Origin of the sequence: Sodalis sp. RH19 (assembly GCF_047324215.1) — a bacterium.
In the GTDB taxonomy this organism is placed as follows: domain Bacteria; phylum Pseudomonadota; class Gammaproteobacteria; order Enterobacterales; family Enterobacteriaceae; genus Acerihabitans.
The window spans coordinates 5,712,797-5,739,267 of sequence record NZ_CP178734.1 but is presented as its reverse complement, the minus strand read 5'-3'; the positions used below and the strand labels follow the sequence as shown (position 1 = coordinate 5,739,267).

Genomic DNA, 26,471 nt, shown 5'->3' with positions numbered 1-26,471 from the left:
GGGTACGGAAAAATGGCAAGTAAAAAAAACGTCATTTTAACCGACCGGTTAAAATCTAACCGTTATGCACCTTTTGCATGCTGTTTAATGGCAGCCGGTAGTTGCGCAAGACTGTCTATCACCCAATCCGCCAGGGCCTGGGCCTTTTCGTCCAGCGGCTTGCCGCTGCGCACCAGCACTTTGGCGCCGACGCCCGCGGCTTGCCCCGCCAGCATGTCTTCGGCCTTATCACCTACTATATAGGAGGCCGCCATATCGATATTCAGGAACTGCTGCGCATCGAGCAGCATGCCGGGTTTGGGTTTGCGGCAGTCGCAATCCTGGCGGTATTCCCCTTCCACGCCGTCGGGATGATGCGGGCAGAAATAGATGCCGTCCAATTCCACGTCGCGATCGGCCAGCGACCAATCCATCCACTCGGTTAGGCGCATAAACTGATCTTCGGTAAATTTACCCCGTGCAATACCGGACTGGTTCGTCACCACCACCAGGGCGAATCCCATGGTTTTCAATTCCCGCATGGCATCGATAACACCGTCGATAAATTGAAATTCATCGATCTCATGTACATAACCGTGATCGACATTAATGGTACCATCGCGGTCTAAAAATATAGCTGGGACAGGCTGTGTCACTGATTGGCTCCTGACAACATAAACGGCGCCCAGTATCGCATGTTTTATCGGGCGAAGAGAAACGGAGAAAATGAAACCCAGTTGACTTAGCCGTCTAGACGCCCTAACATCCACGCACGCTGATATCTGCGGATATCGTAAAGGTGCCATTTATTCTCGCAACAGGTAACCAGTAACCCTAAAAAAGCATGATCACACTCTCTCATATTACCAAGCAATATTCGCAGGGCGCCCTGACTATTAATGCCCTGTCGGATGTTTCCCTGCACGTTGCGCCAGGTCAGATTTATGGCGTTATCGGCGCTTCCGGCGCCGGTAAAAGCACGCTTATCCGTTGCGTAAATTTATTGGAACGTCCCACCAGGGGTACGGTGCTGGTCGATGGTAAAGATCTTACCAACCTGCCTGAGCGTCAGCTTATTGCCGCCCGCCGGCAAATCGGCATGATATTTCAGCATTTTAATTTGCTGTCCTCGCGCACCGTGTCCGGCAATATCGCCCTGCCGCTGGAATTGGATAAATTATCCAGGCGCGATATCACCGCGCGGGTCAATGAGCTGCTGACCCTGGTCGGGCTTGAGGATAAGGCCGACGCCTATCCGGCCAACCTGTCCGGCGGCCAGAAACAGCGGGTCGCCATTGCCCGGGCGCTGGCCAGCAACCCCAAGGTGCTGCTGTGCGATGAAGCCACCAGCGCCCTGGATCCGGCCACCACCCGTTCTATTTTGGCTTTGCTGAAGGATATCAATCGCCGCCTCGGCCTGACCATTTTGTTAATTACGCATGAAATGGACGTGGTGAAGCGCATCTGCGATCAGGTGGCGGTAATAAGCCAGGGTGAATTGATCGAACAGGACACCGTGAGCGAAATGTTTTCGCATCCCAAAACGCCGCTGGCCCAGCAATTCATCAAGTCCACCCTGCATCTGGATATACCGGACGACTATCGCGAGCGCATGACCGACGCGCCGTCGGCGGGTAAAATCCCCATTCTGCAGCTGGAGTTTACCGGCCAGTCGGTGGATGCGCCGTTATTATCCGAGGCCGCCCGGCGTTTTAACGTCAACAATAATATAATCAGCGCGCAGATGGATTATGCCGGTGGGGTTAAGTTCGGCATTATGCTGACGGAAATGGCCGGGGATGAACAAAATTCCCGTGACGCCATCGCCTTTTTGCAGCAGCAGCACGTTAAAGTAGAGGTACTGGGTTATGTCTGAAGCCATGGTGGCGTTATTCGCCAAGGGAATCTGGGAAACACTGATGATGACATTTGTCTCCGGTTTCCTGGGGTTCGTCGTGGGACTGCCCATCGGCGTATTGCTGTATATCAGCCGGCCCGGGCAGATTATCGAAAACGGCAAGGTCTATCGCACAACCTCGGCGCTGGTGAATATCTTTCGCTCCATTCCTTTTATTATCCTGCTGGTGTGGATGATCCCCTTTACCCGCATGATTGTCGGCACGTCAATCGGCCTGCAGGCGGCGATTGTCCCATTGACCGTCGGCGCCGCTCCGTTTATCGCCCGCATGGTGGAGAACGCCCTGCTGGAGATCCCGGCCGGCCTGATTGAAGCCTCGCGCGCCATGGGCGCCACGCCGCTGCAGATTATCCGCAAGGTTCTGTTGCCGGAAGCGCTGCCTGGCCTGGTGAACGCCGCCACCATCACGCTTATCACCCTGGTGGGCTATTCCGCCATGGGGGGGGCGGTGGGCGCCGGCGGCCTGGGTCAAATCGGTATCCAGTACGGGTATATCGGTTATAACGCGACCATCATGAATATTGTCTTGGCGTTATTAGTTATCCTGGTGTTTTTAATACAAATCGGCGGCGATAGAATCGTCAAAGCCGTTACCCATAAATAGTCAATAATGAAACTGCCATTCCGGCGTTTCATTGCGGCAACTTTATCCACAAGAGGAAAGGGATATGTTTTCTAAAATAAAAACTCTGGCTACCGTCAGCGCGTTGATCGGTTCCCTGGCATTGGCAGGCTGCGGGCAGGAAGAAAAAGATCCAAACCATATCAAGGTCGGCGTGATTGTCGGCGCGGAACAGCAGGTTGCCGAAGTGGCGCAAAAAGTGGCGAAGGAAAAATATGGTCTGGATGTCGAGCTGGTCACCTTCAACGATTACGTGCTGCCTAACGAAGCGTTGAGCAAAGGCGATATCGACGCCAATGCCTTCCAGCACAAACCTTATCTTGATCAGCAAATCAAGGATCGCGGTTATAAGCTAACGCCCGTGGGCAATACCTTTGTGTATCCGATTGCCGGTTATTCAAAACAAATCAAATCCCTGGATGAACTGAAGCCAGGCTCACAGGTAGCCCTGCCCAATGACCCGACCAATCTGGGCCGTTCCTTGCTGCTGCTGCAGAAAGTGGGCCTGATCACCCTTAAGGACGGCGTCGGCCTGCAGCCAACCGCGCTGGATGTGGTCGGCAACCCGAAAAACCTGAAACTGGTTGAACTGGAAGCGCCACAATTGCCGCGCTCCCTGGACGATCAGCAAATTGCCCTGGCGATTATCAACACCACCTATGCCAGCCAGATTGGCTTGACCCCGGCGAAAGACGGCCTGTTCGTGGAAGATAAGGAATCTCCCTACGTCAATCTGATCGTGGCCCGCGAAGATAATAAAAATGCCGAAAATGTAAAAAAATTCGTGCAGGCATATGAATCCGATGAAGTTAACGATGCCGCCAATAAAGTCTTCAATGGCGGCGCCGTTAAGGGCTGGTAATCTTTATACATTAATAACGTGCGTTTTTGACCAGACGGGCTACGGCCCGTCTTGTTATTTATGCCGTAGATTGATTCAATAGCGCCGTTGAAATAAAAATAATCAGAGGAAAATGTATGCGTGCTTTACCTGGATGTATTTTGGTGCTCTCGTTGACGGGGTGTGCATGGGTCCATACGCCCCCATCGTCCACGACGACCCAGGCCGCACCCGTCTCTCCGTTCAAGAGCGCGCCGCCCGCCCACAAGGCCCCCGCGCGCCCGCAGCCGGCCAAACTGTATAAATCCGCCGAAGAGCTGGTCGGTAAACCGTTCCGCGATCTGGGCGAAGTGTATGGCTCCACCTGCCAGGTGAGCTTGCAGGATCCACCGCCAAGCCTGCCCGCGGCGCGCAAGGAAATGCAGATGCGTGCGGCGTATATGAAGGGCAACGCGGTATTGCTGCACCAGTGTGAAACGGTGCGGGCGGTGGCGGGATGCTATCAGCAGGCCGTTTGCCAGGGCACGGCGTTGAAAGTTTCGCAATGAGCGCATACGCCCTGCGGCAAATCGGCGTAATCCATTCGCCCTATAAAGAAAAATTTGCCGTTCCCCGCCAGCCGGGACTGGTGCCGGACGGTACCGGCGAACTGCGGCTGCTGGCGCCCTATAACCAGCCGGACGCCGTGCGCGGGCTGGAGGCGTTCAGCCATATCTGGCTGCTGTTTATCTTTCACCAAACGATGGAACAGGGCTGGCATCCTACGGTGCGCCCCCCGCGCTTGGGCGGCAATAGCCGTATCGGCGTGTTTGCCACTCGTTCAACGTTTCGCCCCAACCCCATAGGTATGTCCCTGGTGGCGCTGCGCGGTATCCGCCTTCAGGGCGCGGAAGTGATACTGGAACTGGGCAGCCTGGATTTGGTGGACGGCACGCCGGTGGTGGACATCAAACCCTATCTGCCCTATGCCGAAAGCATCCCCGCGGCGCGGGCCGGTTTCGCCCTGCATCCTCCCGCGGCTTCGATGGCGGTAACCTTTACCACAGCGGCGGAGCATCGTCTGGCCGCGCTGGCGGGCCGTTATCCCCACTTGCGCCGGTTCCTCACCGATGTGCTGGCGCAGGATCCGCGCCCAGCCTATCGCCGGGATCGCGACGGCGAGCGCACCTACGCGGCGCTGTTGCTGACCTTTAATGTCAGCTGGCGTGTCTTGGGCGAGGTGACCGAAGTGCTGTCGATCGAGGATTATCCCGGCGCCGCGGCAGGCGAGAGCCGGTAATCAGCGGCCGTCGCCGGCGAACGCATACCGGCCGCGGACAGGTTTTTGCGATTTTTCCATTTGCTCTCTTTTGGCCGCCCGCCTGCACTGGTAAACTGATTCACTTTTGATACTTTGCTGCCGATAAGCAGCCTGTGGCATTAAGCCGTTCTTGTGGAACCCAACTATCATGCGTACTACTCAATATCTGCTCTCCACCCTTAAGGAGACCCCCGCCGACGCCGAGGTTATCAGCCATCAGCTGATGCTGCGCGCCGGAATGATCCGCAAGCTGGCATCCGGCCTGTATACCTGGCTGCCCACCGGCCTGCGGGTACTGCGAAAAGTCGAAGCCATCGTGCGTGAAGAGATGAACAACGCCGGCGCCATTGAGGTTTCCATGCCGGTGGTGCAACCGGCGGATCTATGGCAGGAGAGCGGACGCTGGGAACAGTACGGGCCGGAATTGCTGCGTTTTGTCGATCGCGGGGATCGTCCGTTCGTGCTCGGCCCCACCCATGAGGAAGTGATTACCGATCTGGTGCGCAATGAAATCAGTTCGTACAAACAGCTGCCGCTGAATTTTTTCCAGATCCAGACCAAATTCCGCGACGAAGTACGCCCGCGTTTTGGCGTGATGCGCGCGCGCGAATTTTTGATGAAGGACGCCTACTCGTTCCATACCAGCCAGGAATCCCTGCAGGCGACTTACGACGCCATGTACCAAGCCTACAGCGCCATTTTCAATCGTATCGGCCTGAACTTCCGCGCCGTACAGGCGGATACCGGTTCCATCGGCGGCAACGCCTCCCATGAGTTCCAGGTGCTGGCCGACAGCGGCGAGGACGATATTGTTTTCGCCAGCGGTTCGGACTACGCCGCCAATATCGAACTGGCCGAAGCGGTTGCCCCGTCCCATCCGCGCGCGCAGCCGGCTGAAGAGCTGCGCCTGGTGGACACGCCCAACGCCAAGACCATTAATGAACTGGTGGAACAATTCAACCTGCCGGTGAGCAAAACCGTCAAGACGCTGATCGTTCACGGCGATAACGAGGCGGGCCACGCGCTGGTCGCACTGCTGATACGCGGCGATCATCAGCTTAATGAAATCAAGGCGGAGAAACTGCCGCAGGTGGCAAGCCCTCTTGAGTTCGCCAGCGAAGAAGAAATTCGCGCGGCCGTCGGCGCCGGCCCCGGTTCCCTCGGGCCGGTCAACCTGCCGATTCCGCTGGTGATTGACCGCAGCGTGGCGGCGATGAGCGATTTCAGCGCCGGCGCCAATACCGACGGCAAGCATTATTTCGGCATTAACTGGGAACGGGATCTGCCGCTGGCGGAAACCGCCGATCTGCGCAAAGTCGTGGAAGGCGATGCCAGCCCGGACGGCAAGGGCACGCTGCAGATTAAGCGCGGCATTGAAGTCGGCCATATTTTTCAACTGGGCGCCAAATATTCCCAGGCGATGAATGCCACCGTTCAGGGCGAGGACGGCCGTAACCAAACCTTGACCATGGGCTGCTACGGTATCGGCATTTCCCGGGTGGTCGCGGCGGCGATTGAGCAAAACCACGATGAGCGCGGCATCCTCTGGCCAGAAGCCATTGCTCCGTTCCAGGTCGCCATCCTGCCGATGAACATGCATAAATCCTTCCGGGTCAAGGATGCGGCGGAAGGCATCTATAACGCGTTGCGCGCCAAAGGCATCGACGTATTGCTCGACGATCGCAAGGAGCGCCCGGGCGTCATGTTCGCCGATATGGAGCTGATTGGCATACCGCACACCATTGTTATCGGCGACCGCAATCTCGACAGCGAAGAGATTGAATATAAACACCGCCGGATTGGCGAAAAGCAGATGATGAAAATCAGCGCTATCGTCGACTATCTGGTGGCTGAAATCAGCAACGCCGGCCGTTAAGCCGGTAATCCGCCCACTATCCGGCCGGCAATATGCCGGCCGTTTTTTCCGATCGCCGGATTAAACCCGCCATCTGTTAATCATTGTGAATGAGATTGATCAATATCCAGCTTTTTTGCAGGATGCCCGGGTCACCATAGATAAAGTTGCGGCTGTTCGATTTTACCGGTCTAATATCCAGATGATCCTTGGCGCCAAGCTTAATGGTTTCGGTATATTTATTAACTTCGGTGGCAATAAAAAAAGCGATCTCTCCCTGGTCGGAAAATATTTCGCTTGGAATATTCCTTTGCAACATCACCAGCCTTTCCCTGTTTTCCAGCAGTGTGATGACCACCCTTGGCGTTGACGGCAAAGGGGACATTGTCGAACCGTTATTTTCACCATTATCGGGCCCGCCGGGGCGGTCAACGATTAACGTCTCATTCATTTGCAAAGCGAGCCGCCCTACTTGTTCCACCAACAGGGAATGCCCTAATCCGATATCATCGCGCGTATCGGTACGCCTTCCGCCTGTTTCGCTAAAATGAACATAGTGCGCGGGCTGAATGGGATCAAGCCTGGGTTCGTCGGTGGTCATATCGATTTGCAGGCTGAAATCAGACCTTAACCAGGAATTAAGATAAAAATGAAAATGCGAGAAATCAAATCCCATGCTTAAAATATCCTGATCTCTGACGCCCGCCATAATGGGAAAGAAAGCAGATTTTTCCTTGAAAAAATTAGCCAGTAAAAGTGGCCATAATGTCTTGCGATGGCATTCACTACCCAGGCGGATGAGATATTCTCTCAAATGATCTTTATCGTCCGTTAAAGAGATATAAATATTGCTCTTGCTCAGCAGATTCCTGGAAACAACGATCGAGGGGAGACTGCCGGAAGGTGTCCAGCGACGGCAGGACATCCCGCCAATGCAGCGGATGGCGTAAATCTTGTCCGTCCACGACGAGAGTCCCCGCCGGCATCTCCTTATATTCCCGCGACAAAATATAGGCATCCAGGGCGTTGCTCATAGTCCGGCTGCCATAAAAAATGGTCAGCATGGCGGCGATAAGCGTTTCCTCATCCCCGGTGGGGTTTGCCAGCAAGCTGGCCTGATAAAGGGATTCCGCCGTCATCAGGCCGGGATAATAAGCCATCAGCGTTTGCGCGCCGATTTCTTTCCTGAGAAAATGCAGCACATCAATTACCACCATGCCGAAGGGAATGTTTTCACTAACCGCCCTGCTGTGGCGCTGGAATGGCAAATTTCCAATGAGGCTAAGAGCGTCCTCGATGAAATCATGGATACGCCGGTGCCAGCGCTCGTTATCCCGCCGCCGTTCAATACCGCAGCCACGCTGCGGCTTAAACATAACTCCCGTCCCCCGATTACGCGATTTACTGTCGGTAATCACCCCGCGATAACTTTCTACCGTGGCACCCAGCCTGTCGGCAATAATCTGCGCGGAAGAGCGCCGTCCCCCTAACGCGCCAAAGCACGAGATCAGCTCGATATGGCTAATAGGCTGATCCGGGTGCAGCGAGCGATGTAACCCAAGAATAATATTTGATAGTTCAACGGCGTCGTAATGATTGATGGAAGCCAGGGCGCCATGGGCCTTTATTTCCATTTGCAGGCTATTTAGCCCGTTGCGAACGTAGTCAATACGACCATCAGGCCCTAATAATGCTGAAATCCGGTTTTTTTCTAAATTACCCTCTCCGACCACAACCTTAAAGGATTTTTGATCATTGATCCTTCTGCCGTTAGTGATATCCCCTATCTCTTGCGAAGAAACTATCCTCTGATCACTCCTCAGCATATTATTGATATAATCATTGTTAAGTCCCGCAAAACGATCGTCCCCCAAGCTGACCATCATATGAAAATCTTTATCATCGGTATAAAAAACCAACAACTTTCCGGCAGCCACATTGGCAAGCTGAGCGTTATTGTCAATATACTTATCTATAACCATAAATTTATTGAGCTTTATTATTGATATCCTATTACCATCCATTTTTCCGATCATTAGCCTTGCCAAACGTTCCAGCGCATCGGCTTGCTGAGGTACGAGATGTTTAGCGGCAATTAAAATTTCCAGTGCAAAACGGATGCTGGTTTTTTCGTTGGAACTTTTAGCGCTAAGTTCTTTGGCAATATCCATGATACTTTTGCTTGTCGGGCTTGAGTGCGGAAAATCCCCTTTTTCAACCATAAAGCTTTTACATTGGTTATAAGTAACTAACACATCGTCCTTGAAATGTCCCAATTGCTCAGTAATCAAAATGCATTTTTCATCACTGAGTTCCGCATCCAGCAGGCTATTATTCATCCCGGTAAACCTGCCGTTACCCACGCTGAGCATCAGATGTGAGATTGAACTGTCTTGAAGATTAGTAAAACGAACCAGTTTTCCCGGTTCAATACGCAGCATGTCGCTATAAGTCCTGATCTGAAAGGGATGTGGTATAATCTCAAGCATCGCTTCTGAGGAGTTTTTTTTATATGCTGCCAATAAATTATCCTTCTGATTAAGCGTGAGCTGTCCGGCTTTTTGCATAACCGATATAATAAATTCATAACTGTTTTTGGACGTTTGATCTTTGATAATGGATTTACGTATTTTTTTTTGCAGCAATAACTGTTGTTCCACGCCATCATAATGCGATAAAAAAGTTGAAAACGTTATCGGCGTAGCCGGCTGCAGCAATTCACTGAAACCCGGCGGCGACAATAATAATTGTTCATTGTCGCGGCTAATCATAAAACTTTCCTGATAATCTTGAGCCAGTTGTTCCGTAGCGAAGTCTTTATAAGTGATCAAAGCGGCGGAACCGGAATTTTTAAAGCTCAGGGTCCATTTATCCTCAGTTAAAATCGCCACATCTTCGATGTCAGGCAGTTTTATAGACCGTAAATTTTCAGCATTAGGCTCAAGTAGATAATCTATATTTTTATATTTAGCGGCCAACAAGTAATGGCGAATAACTTCACTATTTATAATTGGGTCGAAAATAAATAGTGCGCGATAACGGACATTATAAAATCCATGATTAATGGCAAAGCGTTCCACTCCTTTTAATGCTTGTTTTAAATTCCCTTCAAATTTGAATCGATTGCAATAACGACGAAACCTTAAGGCTAAATTATCATCATAACTGAAAATTTCCTTGTCTAACGTCGATGTTGATACCACATTATAATCCTCAACATACAAGGTGGCGGACCTGCCATTCTTTAATATCAGTTGCTGGTTATTCATTATGAAGGCGTCGCCGCCAACTTCTTGCCACTGCGAGGCGGAAAGAGAGTGATCCAATTTTTGCAGTCCAAAGCCGGCAAATCTGTCGTTACCTAGACTAAGCAATAATAGCGTCAATTTATTGGTTAAATTATCCACTACCGCAACTTTATAGCCAGGGGGAATGAAACGCAATGACTCCCTTTCGCGTAAAATTATTTTTGGACTAGAACTTTCATCCCAAAAATAAAGTTCATTGGCAAATTGATAGGTTTCATCATCTATCCGGCGACATAGCTGAAACACTTGCAGCATCGCCTTAATGTTGTTATTTCCCAGGATATTTAAACGACCTTTTTCTTCATTTACCAGCGCTTTAACCAACATGACCATACGATCGCGTGTTTCCCCTTTGGTAAAAGTCTCGGCCACCTGTGTGGCGGTGGTGGCGGACTTTAACAATTCACCGATCCTGCCCGCCTGCTCGTGCAGTAATGCGTATCCCTGGCTACCATAGGATTTTATCACGCCATAGATATCCGCCGCGCCGGTTATGCCGGTAATCACTATACTTAACAAGGCTGATTCCCAGCCCTTCTGGCGCCTTTGCGCGTCCTGTTCGCGGGCGGCGCTTTGCAGTTGCAGAACACTACCGGCACCCGCCAGCATATCGCCCAGTATCATGGCGGCACAGCCCGCAGGTGAACCGCCGCTGAAAAACAGCGCCAGCAGAGAAATGGCATTGCTTGCAGCCAGTAAACGCTGTTGTGTCACGTCATCAGGGCCGGCATCGTTTGGATTGGTTGAAACCAGAGCATTATAACCAATATGCTCGTCCAGTTTTTCCATATCCAGATGTCTTAAACGTTCCCAAATATTGACCTGATTGATCAACACGATAGTGGATTCTAAAATACAGGCAGGCTTATTCAACCTTGGTGTCAGACTGGTTGATTCTAGCCATGCTTTATGTTGAATCGAGAGGTGCCCGGCGATAAAGTGCTTTAATGCGGTGGATGCGTCGTCAGGAGTCCAAAGATAAATTCTGCCCGTTGCCAGGGAGATAAATAACCCGCCTGTTGGCTCGGCGATAGCGACAATGCCCGGAACAGTGAACCGGCCTTCAGGGGTAGCCACACTGATCAGCCGCTCGCCTATCAGTCCATCCATCCAGCGATCAATCATATTTCGTAAATCACGATCCGCGTCGCTGGCCATAAATGGGAACAACGCCGCGACCATCCGGTTTTTAGCCATAGTAATATAAGCGGCGCTGATATCCGTACTAGCACCAAAGTATTCAAGCAACCGTTCTAGCTCAGCCGTCAGGGTGATGGCGTCACCATTAATAATAAATTCCAGATAGGAGAGAAAATTTTCCTTATCAGATCCCAAAATGGTAGTTTTAATAATGATATAATCATTATCTTCTTTTGCATTATTACCTATATTTAATATGGCATTAGAGAATTCCTTTAGCAACAGTTGCCGGACGCTATAGATCCCTTCTTTTATATGCGTTGTCGGCTGCATGCCTTTGCGGTCGTGTTTCATAAAAAGAATAAGCAGGGAGATTTTTCTGGAAAGTTGATGCGCCGTCAGGGACAGGCCGTATTTTCTCTGTACCAGGTCACTTAACATCATATCAACAAAATTCAGGGTCACGTTATCACGTGCCGCCGGAAACTCTTGGGAAACACCGAATGTATGCAGCCATTGATTACGTTCCAGCATCATGTGGTGTCGGGACATGTTATTTCGGTTGGGATTCGGGTTAACAGGCGCCAAATCGGGTAGAGAAGGATAATGTCCATCTGCTGTCGGTTTATCCATGGCCGCGTTCATCTGAGAATATGTATTTATTTTTTCACGCAACGTCCGCCAATACGCCATGTGCTCTTCCTGGCTTGCACAAGCGGGTGATTGAGCTTCATCAGTTATTTGCCTTCTGCCACGTAAGATTTTATCGCTTATCTGCTCTGCTTTTTTTTTATTTTGCCTTGCGATATTCTTTCCGCGGGAACCACGCAGCGGGTAATAATGGCGGGGTATGGCGATCCATCCCGGGCTGGCTGCGCCTTTAGCGGGGCGATAGCCTCGCTATCGTCCCATCCTGGATATATTTTTGATGGCATAAGAGAGAAACCGGGCAGTCTGATCGAGGCGAACGCCTCAAGCAGCGCCGCGGTAAATCGAATCTTTTGCCGGGATAGCGGATGAACGCGTTCAGCGGCATCTCTGACTGCGCAAAGTACTCCTCTCGCCTCCCGTTGTTCCTCAGGCGGTAATTCCTCCAGCCATTTATTGCCGGAGATAGCCTCACTGCCATAGCGCAAATAGTACAGCAACGTATCATTGATTACTGGATGCGAAGCCTTTAATATATCTTTATTGCCATAAAATTTATTTTCATCATTCTTAAACTGACGTATTGTGACGCCCTCCCCATGTTGTTCTCTATTTGAAACGTTGGTTAGACTATGCGCTCCCCAGGTGACTTGCGGCGAATTATTTATTTTCGTTTTATTATTAAAGAAAGAAATAATAGAAAAAAGTTGAGTTGCATTCGCTATTAGCATAGATATTATATCCTTTTTTATTCACGGTGATCAGGTTGATGATTGGAAGAGGCTATAATCAATGGCGAACATTATCTTTTGCGGCGGCTAAGCGTCAACCGCGGATCAGGTTAATCAATATTTAATCATTACGCTGCGCCGGTGCCGGGGGGATATTAAATAGCGTTTATTACGCGGGCCATTCGCCATGAACCGCGCAACTTTTTCTGGGGATGCATCGTCGACGCCGCTGCGCGGCCCGGGCTTATCGGCGCAGCCAAAGTCCTTAGCCAGCCGCGTTTTTCCAGGTCGCCAGGGTAATTTCCAGCTGAGTTTGCTGATCCGACAGCCACATCAATCCGTCCTGCAGTGTTGCCTGCAAAGACATATTACGCGCCGCCAGCGCGGCCAGCTGCGCCATTTGCGCATCGTCGACAAAATAAACGCTCAGATTGTCGTGCTGGGATAATATTGGCTCGACCTGTCGCCACCAAATCCGCGCCGCGCGCTCGTTATAGGCATAGAGCACCACATTGCGCGCCAGGTGGCAGGCTTTACGCAGCCGTTTTTCCTCCGGCAGCCCCAGCTCAATCCACCACTCCGGTTCACCGTGATCGTTGCGCAGCCATAATGCAGGCTCATCTTCGGCGCTGAGGCCGCGGGTAAACTCCAGGCGATCGTCGGCATGATAAATCCATGCCAGCAGCCGCAGCATCATGCGCTGCGGTGTTTCCGAGGGATGCTGGGCCAGTACCAGATTAACATCGGAAAAATAATTCCGGTCCATATCGGCGATGTTGACCGCCGCTTTATGTACAGTCGCTTTTAACGCCATGGTGATTCCGTAAGATATGCTTTGCCCGGCAGTGTACCTGACATCGCCCGTCGGCCGCCAGAAAAGCGGTAAATGCATAGTGCTGGCTCTATTAATTCCTAAACCATTTATTCCAGGGATAGGGGCGCTCTGTGCTATAGTCTGATAAGGAAATACTGTTGAAAGATGTAGGCGGGATGAGCGGCGGATGAAAATCGCACTTCATCCTCCCTCAGGGAACAGGCGGTATTTACCGCCGTAACAAGTAGGTGAGCTATTATGTCAACGAATGAAGAATATCAACCCATTAATTGTGATGATTACGATAATCTTGAGCTCGCCTGTCAGCGCCACTGGGTCCTCACTCTGACGCTTAAGAATGGAGATACCGTTGCCGGCACGGCGCGCGATATGATCTCAAGAAAACATGTCGAGTATCTGGTTATCGATGACGCTGGCGGCAGCCATGAAATACGGCTGGACCATATTGCCAGTTTCACCCATCCTGAACTCGGTACAGTGGTGGTTAGCGAATAACCCCCGCGCCCCTTCCTTCCTGACGGGCAGTAGGATTGCTACCCGTTAGCGTAACTCTATCGTATCCATTCCACATTCAGGCCTGTTTCCTCCTCCCCGGCCTGTCCTTCGCGAGTAATAAAGATGCCGGGTGCGGTTATCAGTTGCTCATTGTAATACACCAGAGGTGTGCGCTCGCGTTGCCAGGGCGCGATACCCAGCTCCTGCCATAATTTTTTTACCGATCGTCCATGGCGCCGGCCCAGGATATGCAGGGTACCGGTCGCCGAAAACTGCACGCTTACCCGCTCGTCCATCCGCGGCCGGCGCACCGCCCCGCCGCTGGAACCCAGGCGCAGTAGACCGAGATCCTCCGGCAGCGGCAGCGGTTGTCCGGTGTCCTCCCATAATAGCACCCGCCCCCTGAGCGGGGGCCACAGCGGCAGGATAAACAAGCGTTGGCGAAAGCGCCTGATCTGCCGGTCACCCAGCCGCATCATGGGCTCGGCGTCCTGGCGGCTTAACGCAACCTCCTGCCAGATCCTGGCCAGTTGTTCCTGCGCGGGCATGGCCATGCCAAACGACGCCAGCCAGCGGCGCAATACGGCCGCGCGCCGGATAGCGCTCATGCCCATCATCGGCGCCAGTTCGAGTGAGCCGTCATCGCGGGTTAATTGTTGCAGCGTCTCGGCGAGCAGCTCGTCGAGCAGGGTTTCCTGTTCGGCGCAAAGCGTAGCGCTGCGCGCCGCCGCCCGGCTGAAATGGGGCCAGCGCTCCTTAAGCACAGGGAGAATGCGCAGGCGCAGAAAATTACGATCGAAGCGTTGATCCTGGTTACTCTCATCCTCAATCCAGCGTAAGCGCCGGCTTTCGGCATAGTCGCGCAGCTGCGCCCGGCTGATATCGAGTAAAGGACGCAGCAGCTCGTGCCCGTGGAAAGGCGACGCGGCGGCCATGGCCGACAATCCGGCCGGTCCGCTGCCGCGTTTTAGCGCCAGCAGCAGCGTTTCGCTTTGGTCGTCCTGATGCTGGGCGGTCAGCAATGTCTCTCCGGGCAGCAGCGCCTGGGCCAGCGCTTGGTAACGCGCGGAGCGCGCCGCCGCTTCAATACCGCCGTCGGCGGGATCCACGCTCACCCTGACCTGCTGGAACGGAATCGCCAGATGGCGGCACAGCGCCTGGCAATGCTGCGCCCAATCATCGGCATGGGCGCTCAAGCCATGATGAACATAGACCGCGCGCGGGGCGAGATCGGGCAGTTGCCGCCCGCGCAGGCATGCCAGCGCATCCAACAGCACCGTGGAGTCCAGTCCGCCGCTCAGGGCCACCAGCACCGTTCTGCGCCGCTCAAGCCTGGCGGCGATATGGCGGCAGAGCGCCTCACCGTCATCAGGCTTCATAGAGTTCCAGGGGCAGATCGTCGGGATCGGCGAAAAAGGTAAAGCGCCTGCCGGTCAGGGGATCGATGCGGATCGGCTCGCAGTCGACGCCGTCGATATGAAGCGCGCTGACGGCCGCGGCGACGTCCGCCACGCTGAACGCCAGGTGGCGCAAACCGCGGGCCTCCGGGCGGCTGACCCTGGCCGGCGCGTTGGGAAAACTGAACAGCTCGATAATATAGGCGCCATTGAGCGCCAAATCGCCTTTCCAGGAATCGCGTTCGGCGCGATATACCTCGCTTAACAACGTGAACCCCAGGATGTCGCAATAAAATTGCTTACTGCGCGGGTAATCCGACGCGATGATGGCGATATGGTGCACCTGCTGTAGTTTTAGCATCGGCATAGTCCTTTTTATTCCGTTAATGCGCGTTGCCCGGGTTTGCCGCCCGGCGTTCAAAGGCAATTTACCACACTCTCTCCGCCCTCGCCCGCCTGTCATGCGCGCGGCAAGATGCATAAAACGCTCACGCCCGGAGTAATGCCTGGAATTATCCATTTCATTGATTTAGCATCTGATTAAATTATATACACCTTCCATTAAATTGATGCATAGCAACAGGTAACGCCATGAGCAGTTCCTCCCACATCCTTATTAATCGTCCAGCCGACCCCAGCCGGTTCGCTACCGGTCAAGTGGCGGGTATTAGCCCTTGCGAGGCGGTTACCGGAACATTTGCGCATTTGAAAGCGCCGCGTATCAGTCATCCGGTCAATATCATGGGCAGGCCTTCAGCCGCCGGTTTCCCACGCTCCCCGATTGCGGCGCGGCGCAGGCTGGCGCTGGCGACAGGGCTCGGCGCCGCGGAGAAATTGGGCGACGACGAAGGCGTAAATTATTTTGCCGTCATGCTGGATAATGAAAAAGACGATGATGATACGCCCAGGGAAAATAAGGATTACAAGGCCGTACTGGCGCTGGAAAAAGGGATTATAAAATTGTTAGCCAATTTTATAAAGAAACACAGCGGATGCAGTTCCCGCAAAGCCAGCAGCGAGGCCAAAGCGCTTTTTAATACGTCCAGTAAAGATGTATTGAACAATCTGGATTGGAATACCGTTGAAGACAGTTTTCGTTTTCGCGGTACTCACTTTAACAGTACATTAATACCCGCGGGTCAAATAAAACTGGGTGATCAGGATATTTTTGCCGCGGGCTACGCTAACAAAGGGATCAGCAGTAAATCCAATGAGGAAACCACCCATGCGATGAATATGTGGATCTCGACGTTTTACGCGGGAGACGATAACCGGGATCCGCTGTTTTCCGGCATCCGCCACGGCGTACTGAGTCCCTTCGGCCTGAAAGCGGGCAGCGCGGAACGTCAACAAGGCGCGTTGAATCGGGCCAGGGAAGTGGCCGCCGCCGCGTTGTTCCTGCATCCGGAAAAACTGGCCGCGGCGTTGGCGGGCCAGACGGTAGTATTGCCGCTTACGTCGACGAGCCTGCTGACACCGGTGGATATCGGGCCGTCAACGGAGGAATCACAATTCAGGGATCAGATGGAAGCCTGGGAGAAACTGGGCGCCGGCCCGGTTGAAATACCTATCAGGAACGAGAAAGGCGAAATGGTGCGGGTCACCCTGCGCCTTGACATCGCCGCCTTTAATTTCGGGGTCAATGAGCTGGCGTTGAAACGGCTGCATTTGGGACATAACACCGCCGGCGCTTATAATCGCTCCGCCCTGGTCAAGCTGCTCGGCAAGGATCTTTCCCCCGGCTCGGCGCACGGAGGCTGGGTGGGGCAATATCTCGCTTCCCGGCCGGATAATGCCGACAGGGTTTCTTCGCTTGCCAGCGAACTGAAACAGATTTGGGCCAAGAAGACGTACCGTGCCGATAAAGGCGAGCCGTACAAGGCGGCCGTGCGGGTGGCGTTATTATCCCATGAAATAGGCATTACCCCCTGCTGGAACTGCAAGAGCGGAAAAGACCGCACCGGTATAATGGATGCGGTCATTAAGCATCAGGCTGTAAGTCAATACCTGCGTAAAACCGATGCAGACAGTGTATTGCCTGATGCAGAGAACAAAACGCTGATGCAGAAAGTGATGCTCAACAGCGGAAATATGCAAATCCAGCAACATAACGCCGGCGTCCCCGGCAACAAATGTTTGAAGAATAATAAAATATTTAATTTTTTATTCGGCAAATTAACATTGCGCCGCAGCATTGGCGATAAAAGAATAGCCGACCAGGCAGAAGGATTTTCTAAATACGTATAGGAGAGAGTATGGAAACCTTTTTGCAGGGTTTATACGACCGTTATAATATTATCCCCCATGAAGAAAACACATTATACATTAATGAAGATGTGGTTATTTATTTTGATGAAACAGATAAGGATATCATCTTGCTTTGTCCCTGTTTTCCCGTGCCGGCGCAGCAGATGCAATTACTAGAGCTGTTAGCGCTAAATGGCAAAAGCGATATCAGCTTCTGCGCCGCCGATAATCTGATCCTGGCCAGATTAACCCTAAGGCAGCACGATGATTTCGACGACATGATGGAGAGATTCAGTGCATATATTGCGGAAATTACCTGCGCCATTGAACGCTTTGATCCGGGCCCATGGCATCAGGCCGCCGGCCGCTTTGCCTGAAGATGGGCCGACACGGCCGCCGCCTTTGCCGGCCCGGGGAATGACCGCACCGGTTCGCCGCCGGCCGGCCCGGGCGCCGCATGCTTATCACGCGGCCTCAGGCCGGACTATCGGTTTTCAGCACCCGCACCAGGTAACGACCGTCCTCGGTCAACTGGGCGCCGTGGATATCGGTTTCAAATCCCGGATAATGTATCCCGATGGTGCACAGCATAATCAGGAAATCCAGCACGCCGCGGCTTTGCTCGGTGATCATTTCACCCGGCATCACCACCGGCACTCCCGGCGGATACGGCAACAGCATATTGGCGGAAATACGTCCCAGCAGGTCAGGCAACTCCACCGTCTCCACATTGCCCCGCACCTGTTGCTGGAAAGCGGCATGGGGCGTCATTTTCATCTCGGGCAGCACGTCGAAGGCGCTTAACATCAGATGCGGCAGCCGGTGTTGCCGGATCAAGCGGTGAATGCCCTGGGCCAGATCCTGGATACGCATATTGCGATAGAAATCAGGATCCTCGGCGAACAGATCCGGCAGCATATTCCTCACCCGCAAATTCAGATCATAGGAACGTTTAAATTCCGTCAGCCCGCGCAGCAGGCTCATGGCCTTGGTTTTATCAATGCCGATGCTGAACAGGAACAGCAGGTTGTAGGGGCCGGTTTTTTCCACCACCACGCCGCGCTCGTCGAGGAATTTGGCCACCAGCGCCGCCGGTATGCCTTCCTCGGCCATGTTGCCGAACTCATCCATGCCTGGCGTCAGGATGGTGACCTTGATCGGGTCGAGATACATATGGTCGGCGTCGGCATGGTTAAATCCGTGCCAGGGCGCGCCCGGCTCGATGGGCCAGCACACCGCCTCCTCGATAATCTCCGGTTGCCAGATATCGAAAAACCAGCCCTCGGACTCCTCACGCAGACGCTGCACCTCTTTGCGAAAATGCAGCGCCCGCTCGATGGAGCGCAGGATCAGCCGCCGCCCGGGCTTGCCGCGCACCATGGCCGCCGCGGTCTCAATCGACGCCACGATGCCGTAATTCGGCGACGTCGTGGTATGCATCATATAGGCTTCGTTAAAGGTGCGTTCGTCATAATCACCTTTAATATGAATCAACGAGGCCTGGGAAAACGCCGCCAGCAGTTTATGAGTGGACTGGGTTTCAAAAATCACCTTGCCGGGAATACGGTCGCCGCTCATGCCGCTTTTGCCGCGGTAAATCGGATGAAAATTGGTATAAGGCACCCAGGCGGAGTCAAAATGGATCGAGGCCACCTCCAGGGTTTCTTTAATATACTGTGTATTATACAGCAAGCCGTCATAGGTTGAATTGGTGATCACCGCATGCACGGGCCAGGAGGCGTGGGGGGTTTGCGCTACTTTCAGCGCAATGCTTTCCCGGCTGAACTCACGTTTGGGAATGCCGCCCAGGATCCCGTAGGCATTGCGGATAGGACACAGGTAGATCGGCACAATGTCGCTCATCATCAGCAAATGCGTCAGCGACTTGTGGCAGTTGCGATCGATAAGCACCGTGCTGCCCGACGGCGCGGCATACATCCCCACCATTTTATTGGCGGTGGATGTACCGTTGGTCACCATATAGCTTTGCTCCGCGCCGAAGATGCGGGCGATAAACTCTTCCGCCTCCAGGTGCGGGCCGGAGTGATCGAGCAGCGATCCCAGTTCGGTTACCGAGATCGAGACATCCGCCTTCAGGGTGTTGGCGCCGAAAAAATCATAAAACAGGCTGCCCACCGGGCTTTTTTGATAGGCGGTGCCGGCCATGTGTCCGGGGGTGCAAAAAGTATATTTACCCTCCTTCACGTAGTTGAACAGCGCCTTGGTAAAGGGGGGAATAATGGCGTCGATATATTCGTCGGTATACTGACGGATGCGCACGCTGATATCGTCGGCCACGCCCAGGCCGTACTCAAAAAAGTACAGCACCATACGCATTTCGTTCAGGCTGACGTCCAGTGACGAATGGGTGTTGATAAACGCGTAGAGCGGCAGGTATTCGTTCAGTTCATTGATCTCGATGCAGAGATCCATACTGTACTGATCCCAGTCGAAAATCACGCCGCAGATGCGCGGGTTCTGCTCGATAAGCTTGACCAGATCGCCGCTCGAGGTGGGATAGACTAATTGAAAACCCTGCGTTTTCAACGCCTCGTCCAGCTCACGGATGGGTTCATTTTTATAAAATACCCGCTCCGGACTTAGTATTGCAATGATGTTCATTCAGCCGGTCCTTTTAGCCTGGGTCTGTTTTGCCTGAAGATGTCGCTTAAAAAGTTCCCTTGAAAACTTCCCTGGCAATACTACGCCGCCCCATAAGCATAGATGACTTCATTACGCCCATGGCCGCAAATGCCGGCGGCTGCGCGCGGCCCATGAAAAAACACCCCGCGAGCGCACGCTTGCGGGGTGTTTGGCCGTGATCAACCGCGCGGTGCCGGCGGCGCATGCCGGCGCGGCCGGGTGGGTATCAGCAGTAGCCGTAATTCATCAGCCGCTGATAACGGCGGTTCAGCAGTTCTTCTTCGCTCATTCTGTCCAGCTCGTCCAGGTCGGAGAGCAACTGCGCTTTTAATGACGCCGCAATAGCCAGCACATCGCGATGCGCGCCGCCCAGCGGCTCGGGAACTATGCTGTCGATAAGCTCCAGTTCCTTCAGACGCGGCGCGACGATGCCCATCGCCTCGGCGGCAATCGGCGCCTTGTCGGCGCTTTTCCACAGGATGGACGCGCAGCCTTCCGGTGAAATCACCGAGTAGGTGCTGTACTGCAGCATATTGACCTTATCGCCCACGCCGATGGCGAGTGCGCCGCCGGAGCCGCCCTCGCCGATAACGGTGCAGACCACCGGTACCCGCAGCCCCGGCATTTCGCGCAGGTTGTGGGCAATGGCCTCGGACTGGCCACGCTCCTCGGCGCCGACGCCCGGATAGGCGCCTGGGGTATCGATAAAGGTCAGCAGCGGCAGGTTAAAACGATCGGCCATTTCCATCAGCCGCAGGGCCTTGCGATAGCCTTCCGGCGCGGGCATGCCGAAGTTGCGGCGGATTTTTTCTTTGGTTTCCCGGCCCTTTTGATGGCCGATGATCATCACCGGCCGGCCGTCGAGGCGGGCCATGCCGCCGACAATCGCTTTATCGTCGGCATAGGCGCGATCGCCCGCCAGCTCATCGAAGTCGGTGAAAATATGCTGGACGTAATCCAGCGTATAAGGCCTGCGGGGATGACGGGCCAGCTGGGCTATTTGCCAGGCCCCCAGATCGGAGAAAATTTTACGGGTCAGCTCTACGCTTTTTTCACGCAGCCGCTGCACCTCTTCATCCAGATTAATATCTAATTTTTCGTCTTGACGGCTGACTGCGGTCAGCGAGTCAATTTTCGCTTCCAGCTCTGCAATCGGCTGTTCAAAATCAAGAAAATTCAGACTCATAGTATTCCTATATTAGTCAAATTCCAGTTCTACCTGTTCGTTGCCTACCAGGGTACGCAAATCATTCAGCAACCGGTCGGTCGGCGTGACACGCCATGTCGCGCCAAATCGCAACCTGGCGCGAGCATCTTCGCGTTGATAATAAAGATGCACTGGAATCGTCCCGGATCGGTGTGGTTCCAACGATTGGCGGAGACGGTTTAAAAGCTGGTCATCAATTTGCCTGTCAGTCAGCGAGATAGCAAGACCCCGGGCATATTTTTCACGTGCTTCGCTGATATCCATCAGTTCACGGGCGGTCATTTTAAGACCCCCGTTGAAGTCATCAAAGCTGACCTGTCCAGATGCGATCAGGATACGGTCTTTTTCCAGCAAATGCTGGTATTTTTCCAACGCATCCGTGAACAACATCACGTCGAGGCGACCGGACCTGTCGTCGAGGGTCAAGACCCCGATGCGGTTACCCCGTTTGGTCACCATAATGCGGGCGGAAAGCACCAGGCCCACCGCGGTAATCATCTTGCCGCGATCGGTGGGATGCATGTCCTTCAGGCGCAGGCCGCCGGCATAACGCTCGATTTCGCGCAGATAACGCGTAATGGGATGGCCGGTCAGGTACAGCCCCAGGGTTTCGCGCTCGCCGTCCAGCACCACATGCTCCGGCCAGGGCGGCACGGTGCTATAGGATGCCTCCACCGCCTCGGGCGCGTCGGCCAGCACGCCGAACATATCGCCCTGGCCGATGGCTTCCGCCTTGGCGTGCTGGTCCGCCGCCTTAAGCGCATCGTTAAGGGAATTCATTAACGCGGCGCGGTGCGGCCCAAGGCGGTCGAACGCCCCGGACATAATCAGTTTTTCCAGCATGCGGCGATTAAGCTTTTTGATATCGGTGCGGGCGCAAAGATCAAACAGCTCTTTAAAATGGCCGTCCTGGTTGCGGGCATCAATAATCGCTTCGATCGGTCCCTCGCCCACGCCTTTGATCGCCCCGATGCCGTAAACGATTTCGCCTTCGTCATTGACATGGAAATGATACTGCCCGCTGTTGATATCCGGCGGCAAGACCTTCAGGCCCATGCGCCAGCACTCGTCCACCAGGCCGACCACTTTTTCGGTATTGTCCATATCGGCGGTCATCACCGCCGCCATGAACTCGGCTGGATAGTGCGCCTTCAGCCACAGGGTCTGATACGAGACCAGGGCATACGCGGCGGAGTGGGATTTATTAAACCCATAACCGGCGAATTTCTCCACCAGATCGAAGATTTTCATCGACAGTTCGCCGTCAATACCGTTTTTTTCCGCCCCTTCCTTGAAGATGGAACGCTGCTTTTCCATCTCCTCGAGTTTCTTTTTGCCCATGGCGCGGCGCAACATATCCGCGCCGCCCAGGGTATAGCCCGAAAGCACCTGGGCTATCTGCATCACCTGTTCCTGGTAGAGGATAATGCCGTAGGTCGGCTCCAGTACCGTGCTCAGGGATTCATGCTGCCATTGGATATCCGGATATGAAATAGCCTCGCGCCCGTGTTTACGGTCGATAAAGTTATCCACCATGCCGGATTGCAGCGGACCGGGACGGAACAGCGCCACCAGGGCGATCATATCTTCGAAGCAGTCGGGCTGCAGGCGCTTGATCAGATCCTTCATGCCGCGGGATTCCAGCTGGAATACCGCGGTGGTTTCCGAACGCTGCAGCATATCGAAGCTTTTTTTATCCTCGAGCGGGATCGCCGCGATATCCACCGGCGCCAGGCCGTGCCTGGCGCGGCGGGCGTTAATCATCTCCAGCGCCCAGTTGATGATGGTCAGGGTACGCAGCCCCAGGAAGTCGAACTTCACCAGCCCGGTATATTCCACATCGTTTTTATCAAATTGCGTGACCGGGTGATTGCCCTCGGCGTCGCAATAGAGCGGGGCGAAGTCGGTTATCCGGGTGGGGGCGATAACCACCCCGCCCGCATGTTTGCCGGCGTTGCGGGTGACGCCTTCGAGCTTGCGCGCCATGTCGATAAGCGCCCGGACTTCTTCATCGGCGTCGTAGATCGCCTGCAGCTGCGGCTCGGCGGCAAAGGCCTTTTCCAGCGTCATGCCCGGGTCGGGCGGCACCAGCTTGGAGATGCGATCGACAAAACCATAAGGATGGCCCAGTACCCGGCCGACGTCACGGATCACCGCCTTCGCCGCCATGGTACCAAAGGTAATGATCTGCGATACCGCCTCGCGGCCGTAGGTCTCGGCCACGTGGTCGATAACCAGGTCGCGCTTCTCCATGCAGAAATCCACGTCGAAGTCGGGCATCGAGACGCGTTCCGGGTTGAGGAACCGTTCAAACAGCAGATCGAACGCCAGCGGATCGAGATCGGTGATTTTTAATGAGTAGGCCACCAGCGAACCCGCGCCCGACCCGCGCCCGGGCCCCACCGGCACGCCGTTATCCTTCGACCACTGAATAAATTCCATCACGATCAGAAAGTAGCCGGGAAATCCCATCTGGTTGATCACCTTCAGCTCGATTTCCAGGCGTTCGTCATAAGGCGCACGCTTGACGCTGCGTTCCTGCTCGTCCGGGAACAGGAAGGCCAGCCGTTCCTCCAGCCCCTCGCGGGAGCGGGCCACCAGGAAATCCTCGGTGGTCATGTCGCCGGTGGGGAACTGCGGCAGGAAATATTCCCCCAGCCGGATGGTGACGTTGCAGCGCTTGGCAATCTCAACGCTGTTTTGCAGCGCTTCCGGCAAATCGGCGAACAGCTCGCACATTTGTTCTTCGCTGCGCATAAACTGCTGCGGGCTGTAATTGCGCGGCCGTTTCGGATCGTCCAGGGTAAAGCCGTCATGGATCGCCACGCGGATTTCGTGGGCGTCAAAATCGCCTTCGCCGATAAAACGCACATCGTTGGTGGCCACCACCGGCAGCCCGCGCTCGATGGCGATGGCGACCGCGGCATGCAGGTAGCTTTCTTCATCCGCGCGGCCGGTACGGGTCAGTTCGAGATAATAACGATCGGGAAAATACCGTTGATAAAACGCCAGGCATTGGTCAACCTGCGGCATATTGCCGCGCATCAGGAACTTGCCGACGTCGCCTTTGCGACCGCCGGAGAGCAGCAGCAGCCCTTCGTTATGCTTTATCAGCCAGTCCCGATCGATTATCGGACCCGCCGCGCCGTAGCCGCGCTGGTAGGCCTCGGAAATCAGCAGCGTGAGGTGTTGATAACCGACGTTATCGGCCGCCAGAATGGTCAGTTCCGCCATTTCCTCGCCGAGCATATCGCTCTGCACCAGGACATCCGCCCCGACGATAGGCTTGATCCCGGCCCCGTGCGCGCTGCCGTAGAATTTCACCAGGCCGCACAGGTTCATGAAATCGGTAATGGCCAGGGCGGGCATATTCAGCGCCGCCGTTTTTTTAACCAGCGGGCCGATTTTAGCCAACCCGTCGATCATCGAGTAGTCGCTATGAACGCGAAGGTGAATAAAGCGTGGTTCGGCCATTATCCTGCTACCAAAAGTTGATTTTTTGTGGTGAAGACCCGAAATCCACCGGGATACCGGCCTTTTAGACCAGTCCCAGTACCCGTTTTACCGGCGCGAAGCTGCGGCGATGATGCACCGTGGCGCCCAGCAGCGCCAGTTTTTCCAAATGGAACGCCGTCGGATAGCCTTTATGCTGCGCAAAACCATATTCGGGGAACTCCAGATCCAGCACCGCCATCTCCCGGTCCCGCGACACTTTTGCCACGATGGAGGCCGCGCTGATTTCCGCCACCCGGCTGTCGCCCTTGACCACCGCCAGCGACGGCATGGACAACAGCGGGCAGCGATTGCCGTCTATTAAAACAAAGTCCGGCGGGATATGCAGCCCCTGGACCGCGCGCTGCATCGCCAGCAGGGTGGCATGGAAGATATTCAACCGGTCGATTTCCTCGGCTTCGGCGCGTCCCAGGCACCAGGCCAGGGCCTTATCGGTGATTTCGTCATACAGCGATTCGCGACGTTTGGCGCTGAGTTTTTTGGAATCCGCCAGGCCGGCTATCGGCCGCCGGGGATCGAGGATCACCGCCGCGGTCACCACCGCGCCGACCAGCGGCCCGCGGCCGACTTCGTCAACGCCTGCGATACAGGCGGCCTGCGGATAAACAAACAATTCCATCATGATAGCTACCGTGAACGCGCAGGCTGCGCGATGAGTTGCAGCACCGCCTGGGCGGCCTGCTCGTCGGCGTTACAGCGAATTTGCTGGTGCAAATCGCGAAAAGTCTCTTTAAGCACCTGGCTATCGACACTCTTTTTTAACAAGGGCGCCAGCGCCGAGGCCAGTTTTTCCGGCACGCAGTCTTCCTGCAGCAGTTCCTGCACCAGCTCGCGCCCGGCCAGCAGGTTGGGCAGCGAGACATAGGGCGTCTTCACCAGGCGCCGCGCCAGCCAGTAGGTGAAAGGTTTCATGCGGTAGCCCACCACCATGGGGCATTTGGCCAGCATGCATTCAAGGGCGGCGGTGCCGGAGGCCAGCAGGGCCGCGTCGCTGGCCACCATCGCCTCGCGCGCCTGCCCGTCGAGCAGGTGCACCTGAAGATCCGGCGCTACCCGCGCTTTAATGGCGTCGAACTGCGCGCGGCGGCGGGCATTGACCAGCGGCACCAGGATATCGAGTCCGGGATATTGGGTGCTAAGCAGCTGGGCGGCATGGAGGAAATCGGCGCTGAGCATCTCGACTTCCGCGCCGCGGCTGCCGGGCAGCAGGGCCAGGCAGCGGGCATCCTGGGCAATGCCCAAATGTTGCCGGGCGGCCGCTTTATCCGGATCGAGGGGCATGGCGTCGGCCAGGGTGTGGCCGATAAACTGGCAGGGAACGTTATACCGGTCGTAAAAGGCTTTCTCAAACGGCAGGAATGCCAGTACGTTGTCGGTGGCCCTGCCGATTTTAAATACCCGCTTCTGGCGCCAGGCCCATACCGACGGACTCACGTAATGAATGGTGCGGATACCGCGCCGCTTGAGCCGGCCTTCGAGGGTGATATTAAAATCCGGCGCGTCGATGCCGACAAACACCGCCGGGCGCAGCGCGGTGAAACGCCGGGTCAGGTCGCGACGGATGTGCAGCAGCCGCGGCAGCCGCTCTATCACCTCGACGATGCCCATCACCGCCAGCTCTTCCATCTCGTACCACGCTTCGCAGCCTTCGGCCTGCATACGCGGGCCGGCGACGCCGACAAAACGGGCGTCGGGCAGATGCCGGCGCAGCGCGCGGATCAAGCCGGCGCCAAGGACATCCCCCGATGCTTCGCCGGCTACCAAGCCGATTACCACCGCGCAAGCCTGCATG

At 54.7% G+C, this 26,471-nt stretch carries 21 protein-coding genes; 9 read left to right on the top strand and 12 right to left on the bottom strand.

What is annotated here, in order from left to right; all coding sequences use genetic code 11:
* Positions 1-62: 62 nt before the first annotated feature.
* Entirely contained in the window at positions 63-635 is a 573-nt protein-coding gene (gene gmhB / locus ACL2XF_RS25890) for a D-glycero-beta-D-manno-heptose 1,7-bisphosphate 7-phosphatase (RefSeq protein WP_410013744.1), read from the bottom strand.
* A gap of 188 nt (positions 636-823) precedes the next feature.
* On the opposite strand from gmhB, the gene metN reads away from it, so the two are divergent.
* The 6 genes from metN (at position 824) to proS (ending at position 6,536) form a co-directional block, all read left to right on the top strand.
* Positions 824-1,855 (top strand): methionine ABC transporter ATP-binding protein MetN, encoded by a 1,032-nt coding sequence (gene metN, locus ACL2XF_RS25885; protein WP_410013743.1) that lies wholly within the window; start codon positions 824-826, stop codon positions 1,853-1,855.
* Complete coding sequence (locus tag ACL2XF_RS25880; RefSeq protein WP_410013742.1) at positions 1,848-2,501, top strand: methionine ABC transporter permease MetI; 654 nt, start codon at positions 1,848-1,850, stop codon at positions 2,499-2,501. Before metN ends, ACL2XF_RS25880 begins: the two co-directional genes overlap by 8 nt.
* 64 nt (positions 2,502-2,565) lie before the next feature.
* Positions 2,566-3,381 (top strand): MetQ/NlpA family lipoprotein, encoded by an 816-nt coding sequence (locus ACL2XF_RS25875; protein ID WP_410013741.1) that lies wholly within the window; start codon positions 2,566-2,568, stop codon positions 3,379-3,381.
* A gap of 116 nt (positions 3,382-3,497) precedes the next feature.
* Positions 3,498-3,908, top strand: a complete 411-nt coding sequence (gene rcsF, locus ACL2XF_RS25870; protein ID WP_410013740.1) for an Rcs stress response system protein RcsF — start codon at positions 3,498-3,500, stop codon at positions 3,906-3,908.
* Positions 3,905-4,639 carry a tRNA (N6-threonylcarbamoyladenosine(37)-N6)-methyltransferase TrmO gene (tsaA, locus tag ACL2XF_RS25865; RefSeq protein ID WP_413727762.1) on the top strand — a complete coding sequence of 245 codons (735 nt, stop codon included), beginning with the start codon at positions 3,905-3,907 and terminating at the stop codon, positions 4,637-4,639. The genes rcsF and tsaA overlap by 4 nt, the downstream gene beginning before the upstream one ends.
* 169 nt (positions 4,640-4,808) lie before the next feature.
* Positions 4,809-6,536, top strand: a complete 1,728-nt coding sequence (gene proS, locus ACL2XF_RS25860; RefSeq protein ID WP_413727761.1) for a proline--tRNA ligase — start codon at positions 4,809-4,811, stop codon at positions 6,534-6,536.
* A 76-nt stretch (positions 6,537-6,612) separates the two neighbouring features.
* Here proS and ACL2XF_RS25855 read toward each other — a convergent pair whose 3' ends face one another.
* The 4 genes from ACL2XF_RS25855 to ACL2XF_RS25840 form a co-directional block, all read right to left on the bottom strand.
* A complete protein-coding gene (locus ACL2XF_RS25855; RefSeq protein WP_413727760.1) occupies positions 6,613-7,329 on the bottom strand; it encodes a hypothetical protein in 717 nt (238 codons plus the stop codon).
* Positions 7,330-7,336: 7 nt separating this feature from the next.
* Positions 7,337-11,656, bottom strand: coding sequence for a hypothetical protein (locus ACL2XF_RS25850; RefSeq protein ID WP_413727759.1), 4,320 nt, complete (start codon positions 11,654-11,656; stop codon positions 7,337-7,339).
* A 77-nt stretch (positions 11,657-11,733) separates the two neighbouring features.
* Positions 11,734-12,342, bottom strand: coding sequence for a hypothetical protein (locus tag ACL2XF_RS25845; protein WP_413727758.1), 609 nt, complete (start codon positions 12,340-12,342; stop codon positions 11,734-11,736).
* A gap of 265 nt (positions 12,343-12,607) precedes the next feature.
* A complete protein-coding gene (locus ACL2XF_RS25840; RefSeq protein ID WP_413721324.1) occupies positions 12,608-13,156 on the bottom strand; it encodes a YaeQ family protein in 549 nt (182 codons plus the stop codon).
* Positions 13,157-13,414: 258 nt separating this feature from the next.
* Between ACL2XF_RS25840 and rof the strand changes: the two genes are divergently transcribed.
* The gene (gene rof / locus ACL2XF_RS25835) at positions 13,415-13,672 is read left to right on the top strand and encodes a Rho-binding antiterminator (protein ID WP_410013735.1); all 258 of its coding nucleotides are present in this window, start codon (positions 13,415-13,417) and stop codon (positions 13,670-13,672) included.
* A 56-nt stretch (positions 13,673-13,728) separates the two neighbouring features.
* Here the strand turns inward: rof and tilS are convergent, their stop codons facing one another.
* Together tilS and ACL2XF_RS25825 are read right to left on the bottom strand one after the other, a co-directional pair.
* On the bottom strand, positions 13,729-15,051 hold the full coding sequence (gene tilS / locus ACL2XF_RS25830) for a tRNA lysidine(34) synthetase TilS (RefSeq protein ID WP_413727757.1): 1,323 nt from the start codon (positions 15,049-15,051) through the stop codon (positions 13,729-13,731).
* Entirely contained in the window at positions 15,041-15,430 is a 390-nt protein-coding gene (locus ACL2XF_RS25825; RefSeq protein ID WP_413727756.1) for a VOC family protein, read from the bottom strand. The genes tilS and ACL2XF_RS25825 overlap by 11 nt, the downstream gene beginning before the upstream one ends.
* Before the next feature lie 230 nt (positions 15,431-15,660).
* Between ACL2XF_RS25825 and ACL2XF_RS25820 the strand changes: the two genes are divergently transcribed.
* Both ACL2XF_RS25820 and ACL2XF_RS25815 read left to right on the top strand, forming a co-directional pair.
* Complete coding sequence (locus ACL2XF_RS25820; protein WP_413727755.1) at positions 15,661-17,316, top strand: inositol phosphate phosphatase SopB; 1,656 nt, start codon at positions 15,661-15,663, stop codon at positions 17,314-17,316.
* 8 nt (positions 17,317-17,324) lie between these two features.
* A complete protein-coding gene (locus ACL2XF_RS25815) occupies positions 17,325-17,693 on the top strand; it encodes a hypothetical protein (RefSeq protein WP_413727754.1) in 369 nt (122 codons plus the stop codon).
* A 97-nt stretch (positions 17,694-17,790) separates the two neighbouring features.
* Here the strand turns inward: ACL2XF_RS25815 and ACL2XF_RS25810 are convergent, their stop codons facing one another.
* The 5 genes from ACL2XF_RS25810 to lpxB all read right to left on the bottom strand — a co-directional run bounded on the left by ACL2XF_RS25810 (position 17,791) and on the right by lpxB (position 26,470).
* On the bottom strand, positions 17,791-19,938 hold the full coding sequence (locus ACL2XF_RS25810; protein WP_410013730.1) for a lysine decarboxylase LdcC: 2,148 nt from the start codon (positions 19,936-19,938) through the stop codon (positions 17,791-17,793).
* A gap of 247 nt (positions 19,939-20,185) precedes the next feature.
* A complete protein-coding gene (gene accA / locus ACL2XF_RS25805) occupies positions 20,186-21,145 on the bottom strand; it encodes an acetyl-CoA carboxylase carboxyl transferase subunit alpha (RefSeq protein WP_410013729.1) in 960 nt (319 codons plus the stop codon).
* A gap of 12 nt (positions 21,146-21,157) precedes the next feature.
* Positions 21,158-24,640, bottom strand: coding sequence for a DNA polymerase III subunit alpha (gene dnaE, locus ACL2XF_RS25800; protein WP_413727753.1), 3,483 nt, complete (start codon positions 24,638-24,640; stop codon positions 21,158-21,160).
* 64 nt (positions 24,641-24,704) lie between these two features.
* On the bottom strand, positions 24,705-25,301 hold the full coding sequence (gene rnhB / locus ACL2XF_RS25795; protein ID WP_410013727.1) for a ribonuclease HII: 597 nt from the start codon (positions 25,299-25,301) through the stop codon (positions 24,705-24,707).
* A 5-nt stretch (positions 25,302-25,306) separates the two neighbouring features.
* Entirely contained in the window at positions 25,307-26,470 is a 1,164-nt protein-coding gene (lpxB, locus tag ACL2XF_RS25790) for a lipid-A-disaccharide synthase (RefSeq protein WP_413727752.1), read from the bottom strand.
* Position 26,471: the final 1 nt, after the last annotated feature.

Excerpts from the sequence above, each read along its gene's own strand:
- metN (WP_410013743.1), top strand. The coding sequence starts at position 824 with ATGATCACACTCTCTCATATTACCAAGCAATATTCGCAGGGCGCCCTG.
- ACL2XF_RS25880 (WP_410013742.1), top strand. The coding sequence starts at position 1,848 with ATGTCTGAAGCCATGGTGGCGTTATTCGCCAAGGGAATCTGGGAAACA.
- ACL2XF_RS25875 (WP_410013741.1), top strand. The coding sequence starts at position 2,566 with ATGTTTTCTAAAATAAAAACTCTGGCTACCGTCAGCGCGTTGATCGGT.
- rcsF (WP_410013740.1), top strand. The coding sequence starts at position 3,498 with ATGCGTGCTTTACCTGGATGTATTTTGGTGCTCTCGTTGACGGGGTGT.
- tsaA (WP_413727762.1), top strand. The coding sequence starts at position 3,905 with ATGAGCGCATACGCCCTGCGGCAAATCGGCGTAATCCATTCGCCCTAT.
- proS (WP_413727761.1), top strand. The coding sequence starts at position 4,809 with ATGCGTACTACTCAATATCTGCTCTCCACCCTTAAGGAGACCCCCGCC.
- ACL2XF_RS25850 (WP_413727759.1), bottom strand. The coding sequence starts at position 11,656 with ATGGCGTATTGGCGGACGTTGCGTGAAAAAATAAATACATATTCTCAG.
- ACL2XF_RS25845 (WP_413727758.1), bottom strand. The coding sequence starts at position 12,342 with ATGCTAATAGCGAATGCAACTCAACTTTTTTCTATTATTTCTTTCTTT.
- ACL2XF_RS25840 (WP_413721324.1), bottom strand. The coding sequence starts at position 13,156 with ATGGCGTTAAAAGCGACTGTACATAAAGCGGCGGTCAACATCGCCGAT.
- rof (WP_410013735.1), top strand. The coding sequence starts at position 13,415 with ATGTCAACGAATGAAGAATATCAACCCATTAATTGTGATGATTACGAT.
- tilS (WP_413727757.1), bottom strand. The coding sequence starts at position 15,051 with ATGAAGCCTGATGACGGTGAGGCGCTCTGCCGCCATATCGCCGCCAGG.
- ACL2XF_RS25825 (WP_413727756.1), bottom strand. The coding sequence starts at position 15,430 with ATGCTAAAACTACAGCAGGTGCACCATATCGCCATCATCGCGTCGGAT.
- ACL2XF_RS25820 (WP_413727755.1), top strand. The coding sequence starts at position 15,661 with ATGAGCAGTTCCTCCCACATCCTTATTAATCGTCCAGCCGACCCCAGC.
- ACL2XF_RS25815 (WP_413727754.1), top strand. The coding sequence starts at position 17,325 with ATGGAAACCTTTTTGCAGGGTTTATACGACCGTTATAATATTATCCCC.
- ACL2XF_RS25810 (WP_410013730.1), bottom strand. The coding sequence starts at position 19,938 with ATGAACATCATTGCAATACTAAGTCCGGAGCGGGTATTTTATAAAAAT.
- accA (WP_410013729.1), bottom strand. The coding sequence starts at position 21,145 with ATGAGTCTGAATTTTCTTGATTTTGAACAGCCGATTGCAGAGCTGGAA.
- dnaE (WP_413727753.1), bottom strand. The coding sequence starts at position 24,640 with ATGGCCGAACCACGCTTTATTCACCTTCGCGTTCATAGCGACTACTCG.
- rnhB (WP_410013727.1), bottom strand. The coding sequence starts at position 25,301 with ATGATGGAATTGTTTGTTTATCCGCAGGCCGCCTGTATCGCAGGCGTT.
- lpxB (WP_413727752.1), bottom strand. The coding sequence starts at position 26,470 with ATGCAGGCTTGCGCGGTGGTAATCGGCTTGGTAGCCGGCGAAGCATCG.